Here is a 14,846-nt window from a genome sequence, read left to right as displayed (position 1 = left end):
CCAGAGGGAGAGGGGACTGACCGCGGTGTTGATACGAAGTACGCCGACTTGAAATATCCAGCCGAAATCAGGCCTTGAAAAGCACAGAGATCGGCCCCCTTTCCCCCTCGCCCCCTTGGGGGCGGTCCGACGTTTCGGGAGGGCTGGGGTGAGGGGGCAAAGATCTAACGCCGAACGCAAGATCCGAAATATCCACAATTCTGATCGTTCCCACGCTCCGCGTGGTAACGCCTCAAGGGACGCTCTGCGTCCAGGTGACGCGGAGCGTCACCGGCTGCATTCCCACGCAGAGCGTGGGAACGATCTACCCCCCCCAATCCCACCAAGCCTTAGATTTTTCCGCTCATAAGCTCATTCTAAAAAGTTATTTATTTACTGATTCTTAGATCATTTAGTCTCCTTTCACGCCGACGCTCGGTCGCCTGATATGGAGCTGTTCAATGAAACTGAATTTCCCGCTTCGCCTGCTCGCCGTAGCCTCCCTGGCTGCCGCGAGTTTTCTGGCCCAGGCCGCCGACCTTACCGTCGCCTACCAAACCACCGTTGACCCGGCGAAAGTCGCCCAGGCCGACGGCGCCTACGAAAAAGCCACCAAAGCCGACATCGCCTGGCGCAAGTTCGACAACGGCGCCGACATCATCGCCGCCATCGCCTCTGGTGACGTGCAGATCGGCTACCTTGGTTCGAGCCCGCTGACCGCCGCGATCACGCGCAAAGTCCCGGTCGAAACTTTCCTCATCGCCACGCAGATCGGCGCCGCTGAAGCACTGGTCGCGCGCGACGGTTCCGGCATCAAGACGCCACAGGATCTGATCGGCAAGAAAATCGCCGTGCCATTCGTATCGACCGGTCACTACAGCCTGCTCGCCGCGCTGAAGCACTGGAACATCGACCCGTCGAAGGTCACCGTGCTCAACCTCGCCCCGCCAGCGATCATTGCCGCGTGGAAACGCGGTGACATCGACGCCACCTACGTGTGGGATCCGGCACTCGGCGTGGCCAAGGAAAACGGCAAAGTGCTGATCACCTCCGGCGAACTGGCCAAGTTTGGCGCGCCGACCTTCGATGCGTGGATCGTGCGCAAAGACTTCGCCGAGAAGCACCCGGAAATCGTCACCGCGTTCGCCAAGGTCACCCTCGACGCCTACGCCGACTACCGCAAAGACCCGAAAGCCTGGCTCGCCGATCAGTCCAACGTCGACAAACTGGTGAAACTCTCCGGCGCCAAGGCCAGCGACATTCCGCTGTTGCTGCAAGGCAACGTCTACCCGCTGGCGGCGGACCAGGTCGTCAGCCTCGGCGCGCCGACCACCAAAGCCATCACTGACACCGCCGCGTTCCTCAAGGAGCAAGGCAAGGTCGAAGCGGTTCTGCCGGACTATGCGCCATACGTCAGCGCCAAATACATCACCAACTGACCAGGAGTTAACCGCGATGGCCTTGCTACAGCTGGAGCGCATCAGCGCACAGTACCCGGGCAGCCCGACACCGGTGCTGGCGGATATTTCTCTGACCCTGGGGCCTCAGCAATTGCTGGTGGCCCTCGGCCCGTCCGGCAGTGGCAAGACTTCGCTGTTGAACCTGATTGCCGGTTTCGTCGAGCCGAGCGCCGGGCGCATCACCCTCGACGGTGTGCCGGTCAAAGGCCCGAGCGCCGAACGGGGCGTGGTGTTCCAGGATGATGCGTTGCTGCCATGGCAGGACGTGCTGGCGAACGTCGCGTTCGGTCTCGAACTGGCCGGTATCGCCCGGGACAAACGCGAAAAAATCGCCCGTGAAATGCTCGCGCTGGTTGATCTTTCAGGGTTCGAAAGTCGCCGCATCTGGCAACTCTCCGGCGGCCAGAAACAACGTGTTGGCCTCGCCCGCGCCCTCGCCGCTGATCCGCGCGTGTTGCTGATGGACGAGCCTTTCGGTGCCCTCGACGCGTTCACTCGCGAACAGATGCAAGAGCTGTTGCTGCAAGTCTGGCAGCGCACGGCCAAACCGGTTTTCCTGATTACCCACGATATTGAAGAAGCGGTTTTCCTCGCCACTGACCTGATTCTGCTCGCACCGAATCCGGGGCAGATCGTTGAGCGCCTGCATCTGGATTTCGGTCAGCGTTATGCCGCCGGTGAATCCGCCCGGGCGATCAAATCCGATCCGAGTTTTATCGAAACCCGCGAACACGTGCTGAGCAAAGTGTTCTCGCAACGCAGCGCCGGGCAACGGCAGGAGCGCGCATGAGCAGTTACGACGTTTCCTCGGCTGCGGTAAAACCGGTCAGCGCTTCGGCGGCCATTCCTGTACGTCGCAGCCTCAGCACTCGCTGGATCAGCCTGCTGACGCTGTTCGCGTTGTTGGCAATCTGGTGGGCCGTAACAGCCACTGGATTGATCGAGCCGCTGTTCCTGCCGCCACCGTCCGCCGTGCTGCAAAAGGGCTGGTTGCTGGCGACTACCGGTTACATGGATTCAACGTTGTGGCAGCACCTCGGCGCAAGCCTGAGCCGCATCGGTCTGGGCCTCGGTTTTGCGATCCTGACCGCCGTGCCGGTGGGCATTGCCATTGGCGCCAACCGCATCGCCCGTGGCGTGCTTGATCCGCTGATCGAGTTCTATCGCCCTATTCCACCGCTGGCCTATTTGCCGCTGATCGTGATCTGGTGCGGCATCGGCGAGTTGTCGAAAGTGCTGCTGATTTATCTGGCGATTTTCGCGCCGATCGCCATTGCCACGGCGACCGGTGTGCGCACGGTTGATCCGGCGAAATTGCGTGCCGCGCAGTCGTTGGGCGCGACTCGCGTGCAGCTGATTCGTCATGTGATTTTGCCGAGCGCTCTGCCGGACATTCTCACGGGTGTGCGTATTGGTCTGGGCGTTGGTTGGTCGACCTTGGTTGCTGCTGAACTGATCGCGGCCACCAGCGGTTTGGGCTTTATGGTGCAGTCGGCTGCGCAGTTCCTGGTCACCGATGTGGTGGTGCTGGGGATTCTGGTCATCGCCCTGATCGCCTTCGCCATGGAAATGGGCCTGCGCGCCCTGCAGCGCAAACTGGTGCCGTGGCACGGCCAGGCCCACTAAATCGCCCTGTGAAACTTCCCCTGTGGGAGCGAGCCTGCTCGCGATTGCGGTGTGTCATTCACCACAGCATTGACTGCCAGTCTGCAATCGCGAGCAGGCTCACTCCTACAAAAGCTTGAACCCCGAATTCGAAGAGAAAGACCATGAGCAGCCTCAATATCACCCCATTAAGCTCAGCCCTCGGCGCACAGATCAGTGGCGTCGACATCAGCCAGCCGTTGACCCTGGAACACCGCGACGCGATCGAGCAGGCGCTGCTCAATTATCAAGTGCTGTTCTTCCGCAACCAGCCAATCGAACCGCCGCAACAAGCGCGTTTCGCCGCGTACTTCGGTGATCTGCACATTCACCCGATCTACCCGAACGTACCGGAACAACCGGAAGTGTTGATCCTCGACACCGCCGTCACCGACGTGCGCGACAACGCGATCTGGCACACCGACGTGACCTTCCTGCCGACGCCGGCGATGGGCGCGGTGCTCAGTGCAAAGCTGTTGCCGGAATTTGGTGGCGACACGCTGTGGGCCAGCGGGATTGCTGCGTACGAAGCGCTGTCGGCGCCAATGAAAGCCTTGCTCGAAGGGCTGACCGCGACTCACGATTTCACTCGCTCGTTTCCGCTGGAGCGCTACGGCAATACGCCGGAAGCGTTGGCGCAGTGGGAAGAGGCCCGACGCAAGAATCCACCGCTGTCGCACCCGGTGATTCGTACGCATCCGGTCAGCGGGCGGCGTTCGTTGTTCGTCAATGAAGGCTTCACGTCGAAGATCAATGAGCTGTCGGAAACCGAGAGCGAGGCGATTCTGAAGTTTCTGTTCGCCCATGCAACGCGACCGGAATTCACCATTCGCTGGCGTTGGCAGCAGGACGACATTGCGTTCTGGGATAACCGCGTGACGCAGCATTACGCGGTGGATGATTATCGGCCGGCGCGGCGGGTGATGCAACGGGCGACGGTGTTGGGCGATGTGCCGTTTTTTCGCTGAGTCCTTTTAAAGGCAAAAGCCCCTCACCCTAACCCTCTCCCGGAGGGAGAGGGAACTGACCGAGGTGTTTGTACTAGCTACATCGACCTGAAATGTCGGGTTGAATTCAAGTTTTGAAAAGCATGAAGATCGGCTCCCTTTCCCCCTCGCCCCCTCGGGGGAGAGGGCTGGGGTGAGGGGGATGGATCTTGCTGACCAAACCCAATCTTCATCACTCCGCCGTCGAAGGCTTCTCCCAAAGATTGATCCCACCCTCTTGGGCAAACCGGTCAATCTCCGCCAATTCCTCAGCACTGAAGCTCAAATTCTTCAACGCCCCGACGTTCTCGATAATCTGCTCCGGCCGGCTCGCCCCAATCAGTGCCGAGGTCACCCGAGGATCCCGCAACGTCCACGCCAGCGCCAGTTGCGCCAGGCTCTGGCCGCGACGCTTGGCGATCTCGTTCAATGCGCGCACATGAGCGATGTTGGCATCAGACAGGTGCGAAGCCTGCAACGAACCGCCGCCCGGACGATTGACCCGCGCATCCGCCGGCACGCCGTTGAGGTATTTGTCGGTGAGCAGACCTTGCGCCAACGGAGTGAAAGCAATCACGCCCGTGCCGAGTTCATCGGTGGTATCCAGCAGGTCTTTTTCCACCCAGCGATTGAGCAGGTTGTACGCCGGCTGATGGATCAACAGCGGTACTTTCCACTCTTTCAACAGCGCAGCGATCTCGCGGGTTTTTACCCCGGAATACGACGAGATACCGATGTACAACGCCTTGCCCTGTTGCACGGCAGTGGCGAGGGCGCTGGCGGTTTCTTCCAGCGGGGTGTCCGGGTCGAAGCGGTGCGAATAGAAGATATCCACATAGTCCAGACCGAGCCGTTGCAGGCTCTGGTCGAGGCTGGCCAGCACGTATTTGCGCGAACCGCCGCCCTGGCCGTAAGGGCCGGGCCACATGTCCCAACCGGCCTTGCTGGAGATGATCAGCTCGTCGCGGTACTGCTTGAAGTCTTCGCGCAGCAGACGACCAAAATTGATCTCGGCGCTGCCGTAGGGCGGGCCGTAGTTGTTGGCCAGGTCGAAGTGGTTGATGCCCAGGTCGAACGCGGTGCGTAACAAGGCGCGCTGGGTGTCGATCGGCGTGCTGTCACCGAAGTTGTGCCACAGACCCAGCGACAACGCCGGCAGCACCAGACCGCTGCGGCCGACGCGGCGGTAAGGGATGGAGTCGTAGCGGTTTTCGGCAGCGGTGTAAGTCATCGAATCCTCTCTTGTCTGTCTTGAATAGGGTGTCGACTGCTTCGCGAGCAAGCTCGCGAAGGGTGTTACACAAATCGATTGCCGGGTCGGGCCAGACCCAGGTTCTCGCGCAAGGTCCGGCCTTCATACTCGGTTCTGAACAGCCCGCGCCGTTGCAGTTCCGGGACCACGCCATTGGCGAAGTCTTCGAGCCCGCCGGGCAAGTGCGGCACCAGCACGTTGAAACCGTCCGCTGCGCCTTGTTCGAACCATTCCTGCAAACGATCGGCAATCTGCTCCGGCGTACCGACCAGGCTGTAATGCCCGCGTCCGCCAGCAATCTTGCGCCCCAGTTCGGCAAGGCTCAGGTTCTCCCGGCCCGCCAGTTCAGTGAGCAATTTCTGCCGGCTCTGCTGACCGCTTTCGGTCAGCGGCAACTCCGGCAACGGCCCGTCCAGCGGGTACTTCGACAAATCGAAGTTGCCCAGCATACGCCCAAGCAAGGCGACGCCAACCTCGGGTTCGACTAATTGCTGAAACGTTTCACATTTTTCCCGCGCTTCGGCTTCGGTGCGGCCGACCACAACGAAAACCCCGGGCATGATTTTCAGCGAATCCGCGCTGCGCCCGTACTTGGGCAAACGTGCTTTGAGGTCAGCGTAAAACGCTTGGGCACTGGCCAGCGAAGTCTGTGCGGTGAACACCACTTCAGCGGTTTGCGCCGCCAATTCGCGCCCGGTTTCCGAAGATCCAGCCTGAACAATCACCGGTTGCCCCTGCGGCGAACGCGCAACGTTCAGCGGACCTTTGACCCTGAAGTGTTCACCAACGTGATCCAGCACATGCAATTTCGAAGGGTCGTAATACGCTCCGCTGGCCTTGTCGCGAAAGAAGGCATCGTCCTCCCAACTGTCCCAAAGCCCGGTCACCACCTGATGAAACTCGCGGGCTCGGCTGTAGCGTTCGGCGTGGCCAATGTGTTCGTCACGCCCGAAATTCAGCGCTTCGGCAGCATTGTCCGACGTCACCAGATTCCACCCCGCGCGGCCACCCGACAGGTGATCGAGCGAAGCAAATTTGCGCGCCACGTGATACGGCTCGTTGTAACTGGTGGTCGCCGTGGCGATCAGGCCGATATGCTCGGTCACCGCACTAAGGGCCGAGAGCAAGGTCAGCGGTTCAAAGTGATCGGAACGCGCCATGCGGCTGGCGATGTCCTGAGTTGGCGCGGCGACGCTGTCGGCGACAAACAACGCATCGAATTTTGCCGCCTCGGCGATCTGCGCCAGCCGTTTGTAATGGGCGAAATCCAGTCCCGCATTCGCCGGCACATCCGGATGACGCCACGCTGCCACGTGGTGCCCGGTGGCCATAAGGAATGCACCGAGTTTCAACTGTCTGCTCATCTCAGAAATCCTTGCGCAGTTGCACGCCAAAGTAGCGCTCGTCATCCCGTGGCACGGCGCGATAGATGTAATTGCCGCCGCTGGCGAGCAATGGCGAGTACGACTTGTCGGTGAGGTTTTTGCCCAGCAGTGCCACGCGCCAGCCATTGCTGTAATCAGCCAGCGCGACACTGGCGTTCCAAAGACCGTAGGCGCCCTGCTTGGTGTCGACGTTCTGGCTGATGTCGTACTGCACTTCGCTCTGCCAGCTATAGTCGGTGCCGAGTTCGATATCCAGGCCGTTATCCAGCGGGATGCTGTAGTCAGCACGCACGTAGCTTTTCCAGTCCGGACTGAACGGCAGCGGTTTACCGTTGACGTTGCACGACGCCGCTGCGCCTGCCGGGCAGGCGAATTCGTCGATGCGCGCACGGGTGTAGGCGAGTGCGCCGGACAGTTTCAATTGCTGGGTGGCCTGCAAGGCGTAATCGAGTTCGACGCCCTCGGTGCTGACGCTGCCAGCGTTGATCAGGCGCGTCACCACTTGCCCGGCGACGGTGTCGAAGAAGTTCGCCTGATAGTTGTCGTAATCGCTGTGGAACACCGCGAGATTGGTGGTCAGGCGATTGTTCCAGGAAGTGGCTTTGATGCCCGCTTCCCAGGTGTTGGAGGTCTCCGGTTTCAGCGCTTCGGTATCGCGCGGCTGCATGTTGAAGAAGACGTTGTAGGCCGGGCCTTTGTAGCCGCGCGAGTAGGTCAGATAGGTAGTGACAGCATCGCTCAAGTCGTACTGCACACCGAGGCGGCCGGACCAACCGTCTTCGTCCACTGAACCGGAACTGCTGGTGGCCGGTTGAATGCCGCTGACGGTGGTCGACGAGGTCGAGACGCGGCGGTGATCGTATTCCAACTCATCGTGGGTGTAGCGCAGGCCGGCGATGCCACGAAAATCCGAGGTGAAGTTCAGCGTGCTCTCACCGAACACCGCATAGCTGTCGCTGGTGGTGCTGTAATCGGCGACGCCTCGGTCGGTGCGCGTGGTGGTGTTCAGCGTGCGCTGATAGGTCTCGTCATCCTTGCCGTGCATGTAGAACAGGCCGCCGACGTACTCAAGAAACTCGCCCTTCGGCGAGGCCAGGCGCAGCTCTTGCGAATATTGATCGAAGGCCAGATCACCTTTGTCCGCCGTGCCGGGGAACGCCGCCGTCACCGTACCGAGACGGTCACCGTCCTGATACTGGGTGTTGTCCCAACCGCGCCATGCGGTGATCGACGTCAGGGTGTAATCGCCCAGTTGCCAGTCGAGCTGGCCGGACAGGCCCTTGTTGGTGTCCTCGACATGGCTGCGGGTGTCGGTGTTGATATCGCGATTGTGGCTAGTCGCATTGACCGGGTTCAGCGCGTTGGCGAAGGCCGGCGTCAGCGACTTGCTGACCACGCCGTTGGGGCCGTCGTCATGGGACTGCATGTAGTCGGCGATCAGGGTGAAGGTGACGTCGTCATTCGGGGTGAATTCGAGTTTGCCGCGCACGCCGCGATGGTTGTAGCCGTTGACCTCCTGGCCATTGTGCTGGTTGTCGACGTTGCCGTCGTAGGTGCCGAACAGCGTGCTGATCGAGCCTTTCAACGTGTCCGGAATCAGGCTGCCGCCGATGCCGAAACGGGTGCGACTTTCGTTGCCGCTGTAGTACGACTGATCGATGTAGCCATGGGTCTCGGCGGTGGGTGCCTTGCTGGTGATGTTGAGTACACCGGCCGAGGCGTTCTTGCCGAACAGCGTACCTTGCGGGCCGCGCAGCACTTCGACGCGCTCCAGATCCAGCAAGTCGAGAGTGGATTGCCCGGGACGCGCGTAGACCACGCCGTCGATCACCGTCGCCACGGTCGGCTCGACACCCGGCGAGGTGGAAATCGTGCCGACACCGCGCACGAACAACGAGGTGTCCTTGTTCGAAGCGCCAGTGCGGAAGTTCAGCGACGGCACTTGCTGGACGATGCTCGCCACGCCGTTGCGGTTGTCGCGCTCAAGTTGTTCGCCGTCGATCACCGACACTGCGACCGGCACTTTTTGCAGTGACTCTTCGCGGCGGGTCGCGGTGACTGTCACCGATTTGAGTGTTGGCTCCTGATCACTGCTCTCGGCAGCGAATGCGTTGGGCAACGGCAGCGCCGCCAACCCCGTGAATAACCAGCCGGCGGCGCGGATCGATTGCGCCAGTTTGTTTGTCGCCCCAGGAATGTTGTGCATGTTTGCCCGCTCGAAATTGGCCCTTAACCGCTGCCGTTCTGCGACGACAGCGCCTGAATCGGTGTCTTGGGCATTCGCTCGAGCGAGTAGCAGACAGCGCGCTTTGTTAGCGCTACCATCGACAGTATTGGCAAGCCGCACATAGAGCGTCAAATACTGAAAAATCACTTTTATATGCGATTTGGTTTTTAAGAAGGATCGAGCCTTGAGCGAAGAAAAACCCCGCAAACGTCGTGGCGCCGGGCGTGTAACGCTGAATGCCGTGGCGCGTGAGGCCGGGGTTTCGGCGATCACCGTGTCACGCTATTTCAACCAACCTGAGCAGGTTTCGCCCGAGCGTCGCGAGCGGATTGCGGCGGTGGTGGCCGAGTTGGGTTACGTGCCGAATCTGGTGGCCGGCGGGCTGGCCTCGGCGCGAGGGAAAATCGTCGGCATGGTGATCCCGAATATCTCCGGGCCGATCTTCGCCAATACCATTCAAGGCTTCAGCGATACGCTCAGTCGTTATGGCTATCAGCTGTTGCTGGCGTCGAGTTACTTCAGCACTGAACAAGAAGAAAACGCCGTGCGTGCGTTTCTCGGCTGGTCGCCAGCGGCGCTGGTGCTGACCAGTCACTTTCACAGTGCGGGCACGGAAAAGATGATCGCCGAGGCGGATGTTCCGGTGATCGAGACGTGGGATTACCAGCCGGAGCGTGAGCCGATGCAGATCGGTTTTTCGCATTTTGAAGTGGGCGTGAAGGCGGCAAAACATCTGCTGGGAAAAGGCTACCGACGCATTGCCTTCGTGCAAAACAGCGCTGCGGGCGACTTCAGCGCATTGGAACGCCGCGACGGTTACGCGGCGACCTTGCGCGAATCCGGCCTGGACCCTTGGATCTACGCCCCTGACGCCGATCGAGCGCCATTCGAGGCCGGCAAACAGGCGATGGATGCGCTGATGAATGCCTCACCGCGCCCCGACGCAATCATTTTCGCCAACGACAACCTCGCCGCCGGCGGCCTGCTCGCCGGGCAACGCGCAGGCCTCAAGATCCCCGAGGACTGCGCCGTCCTCGGTTTCGGCGATTACCCGTTCGCCGAGATGCTGCTACCTAGCCTGAGCACGATCAAACCGCCGGCGCTGGAGATCGGCGTACTGGCCGCAACACGCGTATTGGAAAGTCTTGGCGTGTTGCCGAGCGACGAAGTGCAACGTCTGAACCTGCTGCAGTGCCAAGTCATCGAACGCGAAAGTACCTGACTTCGCTATACCGACAGTTCGCGCAAGGCGGCCGCCGCGAGAAATCCGGAACGGGATCGATAGCGCTGGTCACGGCGGACTGTCTGGTCAATACGCTCAAGCAACTGCTCCGGCAGCGTGGCGTTAAAACGCACTGACTTGCCGAAATACGGGGTGATATCAAAATCGACCACGCCCCAGATCCCTCCCGCGTAATCCGGGTTATCGAGATGAGCATCAATGTCCCGCACTTGCGGTAACGGCGCGTTGTCGGCGACCAACCCCTCATAGTGAAGCGCCAATGCCTCCTGAGTATTTTCAAACGCCTCAGCGACCGTAGTGCCTGCGGAGAAACAACCCGGGACATCCGGGATGATCACTCCGTAGTCTGAGTCGACATCCTTGTGCAGAACGACAGGGAATTTCATATGAGTGAGTCCTTCCTCTGACAGGCCCATAAAACGGCCTTCGTTTCCAATAACGGGCCTCATTTCAAGGCCGCCTGTTTCAAAATGCTGTTGATCGTGCCCTTGGGCAGATCCGAATCAGGGTGCTTGATCGTCACCCTTCCTGGCTTGTGCGGATGCTTGTATTGGTGGTGGCTGCCTTTCACCGCCACGAGATACCAACCATCGTCTTCGATCATCCTGATCATTTCCCGACTGCGCATTTCCTTTGCCCTGTTCGACAGCTAGAGCCATTTACTCTAGAGGGCGCAGTAGCCTTTGATACACACGATACACACTAGGATAAATATTAGCTCACTGAACAATCGCTCGGTTATGGGGCAGATCAACGGCAGGCTTGGGCCAGCAAGAAAAACATGTCGCCGGCCAAACTCTCTGTAAGGGTCGCAAAATATGTCCAATAGAGATGTGGCGGGACTGGCTATGCTCTAAAGAACACCGAGGTGGCCCCTTCGCGAGCAGGCTCGCTCCCACAGGGATTTCCTGTGTACATGAAATCCCTGTGGGAGCGAGCCTGCTCGCGAAAGCGATCCTTCAGGCAATGCACCTCCACCAGGCAGAACCCGCCATGCACACCGCCATCATCATTTTCTTCGGCCTGGTCCTGCTCGCTCTGATGCTTTACATCGGCGAGCGCATCGGCTTCAGCCGCCAGACCATGGCCTACGGCTTCGCCGCCCTGTGGTTGGCGTTGACGGTGATCAATGGCGCGGTGGGCGTGGTGCATGCCGGCCAGTCCGTGGGTTCGGAAATAGCCATAGGCAGTGCGGTGTTCGGGGTGCCGGTGGCGGCGATGGTGTTGTTCATGGTGCTGAGCGCCGAATCCTGAGCGGACCCGGCGCTCAGGCGCCGATCAACGTACCAAGTGCAGGAACTGCATATGGCGTTCGTACTGATCGAGGATGTCGTTGATGATCTGTTCTTTGGTGTAGCCGACCAGATCGTAGTCCTGACTGCCCTCGCTCAAGTGCACTTCGGCGCGGTAGTAACGACGATTGTTGAGCTGCTTCGAGCCCATCCCGCCACGCGCGAACGACGGCGTGAAGTAGCCGCGCATCTGCACCTGATAGATGAACGGATGCGCATCACCATGGCCGATTTCGAGGCTGACGCTGTCATTCGCCGGATCCGGCTGGGTGACCACGTTGAGGCCTTTTTCAACGAACACCGCCGTCACTTCTTCAATTGCCGGGCGTACCGTGGTGTCCATGAAGCGGTACACCTCGTCACGCGACGGGAAGTGCACCGCCTGACTCAGCCGCTGACGCCAGCCGCCCGTACCGCGCCGTGAACCGGAGACCGGTGCCAGCGAGTGCAACTGCGCGATCTGCTTCTGCGACTCCAGATAGAACGCCTTGTGCAAGCCCCACATCATCAGCAGCAAGATCAACGAGAACGGCAACGAGGTCAGCACTACCGCTGATTTCAGCGCATCGATACTGCCGGAGAACAACAGCGCACTGGTGATCAACGCGGTCATTGCGCCCCAGAACACCCGCAGCCATTTCGGTCCGTCTTCGTCCGGATTACCGCCCTTGGCCGACAGCGTCGAGAGCACCACGGTGCCGGAATCGGCAGACGTGACGAAGAACACGAAGCTGATAAACACCGTCACAGCGATGACGGTTTTGCTCCATGGGTAGGTTTCCAGCAGCAGGTAAATGCTCATCGACGGATTGTCGATGGCCGACATGCCCAATGCACTCATGCCGTGATTGAGCACTTGATCCAGCGCGCTGTTGCCGAAAATCGACATCCACGCGAGGGTGAAACCGAGCGGAATCAGCAGCACGCCGAAAACGAATTCACGGATGGTCCGGCCACGGGAAATCCGTGCGATGAACAGGCCCACGAACGGCGACCATGCAATCCACCAGGCCCAGTAGAACACTGTCCAGCCACCAAGCCAGTCGCTCGGTTTGTCGTAGGCGTAGAGGTCGAAACTCTTCATCGGCAAGGCGCCGAGGTAGTCGCCAAGATTCTGGATCAAGGTGTTGAGCAGGTGCTGGGTAGGCCCGGCGAACAACACGAACAGCAGCAGCGCACAGGCCAGCAGCATGTTGATGTCGGACATCACCCGCACGCCTTTATCGACGCCGGAGACGGCAACGATGATCGCTGCGCCCATCATCAGCGTGATCAGGCCGACCTGAATCCACTGGGTGTGAGCGATGCCGAACAGGTAGTCGAGACCGGAGTTGAGGTGCAGCACACCAAAGCCCATGTCGGCGCCCAGACCGAACACCGTGGCGATGATGCCGAAGCCGTCCACTGCGTAACCGATCGGGCCGTTGATGCGTTTGCCGATCAGCGGATACAGCGCCGAACGCAGAGCCAGCGGCAGGTTGTGGCGGTAAGCGAAATACGCCAGCGCCATGCCGACGAAGGCAAACACGCCCCAGCCATGCAGGCCCCAGTGCAGAAACAGAATTTGCATCGCCTGACGTGCCGCGTCTGCCGTGCCCGCCTCGCCTTGCGGCGGTTGGAGCATGTGGGTCAGCGGTTCAGAGACGCAGAAGAAGAACAGCGTGATGCTGATCCCGGCGGCGAACAGCATGCCGGCCCATGACAAGTAACTGAATTCGGGCTCGTCGTGGTCGGCACCGAGTTTTATCTTGCCGTAGCCGGATAAGGCGGTGACCACCACGAAGACCAGATACAGGGTCATCGCGAGCATGTAGTACCAGCCGACCGTATTGGCCGCCCAGTTTTGCGCTTCCAGCAGCCAGGCGCCTGCCTGCTCCGGCATGGCGATGACAACGAGACCAAACAGCAGAATGACCGTCGCGGCGAAGTAGAACACCGGCGGATTCATGCGTACCAGACCGCTGGCGGGGGTAGACGATGCACTCATGAAACGTGCACCTCGAAGGGTTGAAACGTGGCTGAAATGATCGGACTCAGCAAAGGCAAGCCTCCTGTTGTGAGCGGGCAGCGAACCACCGGTTTAACTTGAATGAACGTTCAAGTTAAACATGGATAGGGTGGCAAGGACTAATCGTACGGCTAGGCGGTAGTTTTCCTACGCTAGCTCAAGGATGGGTATGACGCGGGTTTGAGGGTATTCGTTCACTGGAGAATTGGCTGATTGCCATTATCTTGATTTGGTCTGAAAATCATTCGCGAGCAGGCTCGCTCCCACATTTGAAACGCATTCCAGTGTGGGAGCGAGCCTGCTCGCGAAGAGGCCTGATGCCGCAACGCAATTTCAGAGCCTACTTCTGCGTCCCGTCATCATGCTGCAAATTGGCCTGAGTCAAATTGCACCCCGCCGGCACACTCCGCGTCAGCCACACATTGCCGCCAATGGTCGAACCCTTGCCAATGGTGATCCGCCCGAGAATCGTCGCCCCGGCATAAATCACCACGTCATCTTCAACGATCGGATGGCGCGGATGGCCCTTCTGCAACTGCCCGTCCTCATCCGCCGGGAAGCGCTTGGCACCCAAGGTCACGGCCTGATAAATCCGCACGCGCTCACCAATGATCGCGGTCTCGCCGATCACCACGCCCGTGCCGTGATCGATAAAGAAACTACGGCCGATCTGCGCACCCGGATGGATATCGATACCGGTCGCCGAATGGGCGATTTCCGCGCTGATACGCGCCAGCAACGGCAAACCGGCGCGATACAAATGGTGCGCGAGGCGATGGTGAATCACCGCAAGAATCCCCGGGTAGCACAGCAGCACTTCGTCGACACTGCGTGCCGCCGGATCACCGTGATAGGCCGCCAGCACATCGGTGTCGAGCAGCGTGCGCAGGCCCGGCAGTGCGAGGGCGAAATCCTGCACGATCTGAATCGCGCGTGCTTCGACTTCGGTGTCGGCCTGCGCAATATGGCGGGCGACGTAACGCAGCTCCAGGCGGGTCTGCGCCAGCAACGCATTCAGCGCGACATCGAGGGTGTGGCCGACGTAGAAATCTTCACTCTCTTCGCGCAGATCCACCGGGCCCAGACGCATCGGGAACAACGCGCCACACAATGCTTCAAGAATCTCCGCCATCGCTGCGCGGGACGGCAACTCGCGACCGCCCTGCTCGCCGGACGCCCGGCCGTTCTGTGCCCGCCACTGATCCCGCGCGCTGCGCAGTTGACTGACGATGGTCTGCAATTGCCAATGGCTGGAACGCTCGCTCACGGTAAAGACTCCTCACGGGCGGCCGGACTGTCTGGCCGCGTCAACGGCGCCTACTTTACGGCATGCTCGCGAAGGCGAATTAAGAACCGATAGTGCTGGGCTC

13 protein-coding genes are annotated in these 14,846 nt (G+C 60.2%); 6 read left to right on the top strand and 7 right to left on the bottom strand.

Annotated elements, in window-relative coordinates; genetic code table 11:
* Positions 1-440: 440 nt before the first annotated feature.
* From tauA to tauD, 4 genes are all read left to right on the top strand, one after another.
* Positions 441-1,418, top strand: a complete 978-nt coding sequence (gene tauA, locus AB4O11_RS09760) for a taurine ABC transporter substrate-binding protein (RefSeq protein ID WP_460130535.1) — start codon at positions 441-443, stop codon at positions 1,416-1,418.
* Between the two features lie 16 nt (positions 1,419-1,434).
* Positions 1,435-2,229, top strand: coding sequence for a taurine ABC transporter ATP-binding subunit (gene tauB, locus AB4O11_RS09755; RefSeq protein ID WP_460130533.1), 795 nt, complete (start codon positions 1,435-1,437; stop codon positions 2,227-2,229).
* A complete protein-coding gene (tauC, locus tag AB4O11_RS09750; RefSeq protein ID WP_102899603.1) occupies positions 2,226-3,065 on the top strand; it encodes a taurine ABC transporter permease TauC in 840 nt (279 codons plus the stop codon). The genes tauB and tauC overlap by 4 nt, the downstream gene beginning before the upstream one ends.
* A gap of 143 nt (positions 3,066-3,208) precedes the next feature.
* A complete protein-coding gene (gene tauD, locus AB4O11_RS09745) occupies positions 3,209-4,051 on the top strand; it encodes a taurine dioxygenase (RefSeq protein ID WP_093440615.1) in 843 nt (280 codons plus the stop codon).
* Positions 4,052-4,262: 211 nt separating this feature from the next.
* Here tauD and mgrA read toward each other — a convergent pair whose 3' ends face one another.
* The 3 genes from mgrA to AB4O11_RS09730 form a co-directional block, all read right to left on the bottom strand.
* A complete protein-coding gene (gene mgrA, locus AB4O11_RS09740) occupies positions 4,263-5,300 on the bottom strand; it encodes an L-glyceraldehyde 3-phosphate reductase (protein ID WP_034148469.1) in 1,038 nt (345 codons plus the stop codon).
* Between the two features lie 65 nt (positions 5,301-5,365).
* A complete protein-coding gene (locus AB4O11_RS09735) occupies positions 5,366-6,685 on the bottom strand; it encodes an LLM class flavin-dependent oxidoreductase (protein WP_460130531.1) in 1,320 nt (439 codons plus the stop codon).
* 1 nt (position 6,686) lies between these two features.
* Positions 6,687-8,912 carry a TonB-dependent receptor gene (locus AB4O11_RS09730; RefSeq protein WP_460130530.1) on the bottom strand — a complete coding sequence of 742 codons (2,226 nt, stop codon included), beginning with the start codon at positions 8,910-8,912 and terminating at the stop codon, positions 6,687-6,689.
* Between the two features lie 205 nt (positions 8,913-9,117).
* Between AB4O11_RS09730 and AB4O11_RS09725 the strand changes: the two genes are divergently transcribed.
* Positions 9,118-10,155, top strand: a complete 1,038-nt coding sequence (locus AB4O11_RS09725; protein ID WP_116256381.1) for a LacI family DNA-binding transcriptional regulator — start codon at positions 9,118-9,120, stop codon at positions 10,153-10,155.
* Between the two features lie 5 nt (positions 10,156-10,160).
* Here AB4O11_RS09725 and AB4O11_RS09720 read toward each other — a convergent pair whose 3' ends face one another.
* Complete coding sequence (locus tag AB4O11_RS09720; RefSeq protein WP_371748262.1) at positions 10,161-10,625, bottom strand: type II toxin-antitoxin system HicB family antitoxin; 465 nt, start codon at positions 10,623-10,625, stop codon at positions 10,161-10,163.
* A complete protein-coding gene (locus tag AB4O11_RS09715; protein WP_460130528.1) occupies positions 10,622-10,804 on the bottom strand; it encodes a type II toxin-antitoxin system HicA family toxin in 183 nt (60 codons plus the stop codon). The genes AB4O11_RS09720 and AB4O11_RS09715 overlap by 4 nt, the downstream gene beginning before the upstream one ends.
* A gap of 365 nt (positions 10,805-11,169) precedes the next feature.
* Between AB4O11_RS09715 and AB4O11_RS09710 the strand changes: the two genes are divergently transcribed.
* Complete coding sequence (locus AB4O11_RS09710; protein WP_093440654.1) at positions 11,170-11,430, top strand: hypothetical protein; 261 nt, start codon at positions 11,170-11,172, stop codon at positions 11,428-11,430.
* 24 nt (positions 11,431-11,454) lie between these two features.
* On the opposite strand, the gene betT is transcribed toward AB4O11_RS09710, so the two are convergent.
* Together betT and epsC are read right to left on the bottom strand one after the other, a co-directional pair.
* Positions 11,455-13,416, bottom strand: coding sequence for a choline transporter BetT (betT, locus tag AB4O11_RS09705; RefSeq protein WP_163030199.1), 1,962 nt, complete (start codon positions 13,414-13,416; stop codon positions 11,455-11,457).
* 400 nt (positions 13,417-13,816) lie between these two features.
* Positions 13,817-14,743 (bottom strand): serine O-acetyltransferase EpsC, encoded by a 927-nt coding sequence (gene epsC, locus AB4O11_RS09700; RefSeq protein WP_460130527.1) that lies wholly within the window; start codon positions 14,741-14,743, stop codon positions 13,817-13,819.
* Positions 14,744-14,846 lie beyond the last annotated feature (103 nt).

This window comes from Pseudomonas sp. H1_D05 (assembly GCF_054682705.1).
This window is presented reverse-complemented; position numbering and strand designations above follow the sequence as displayed.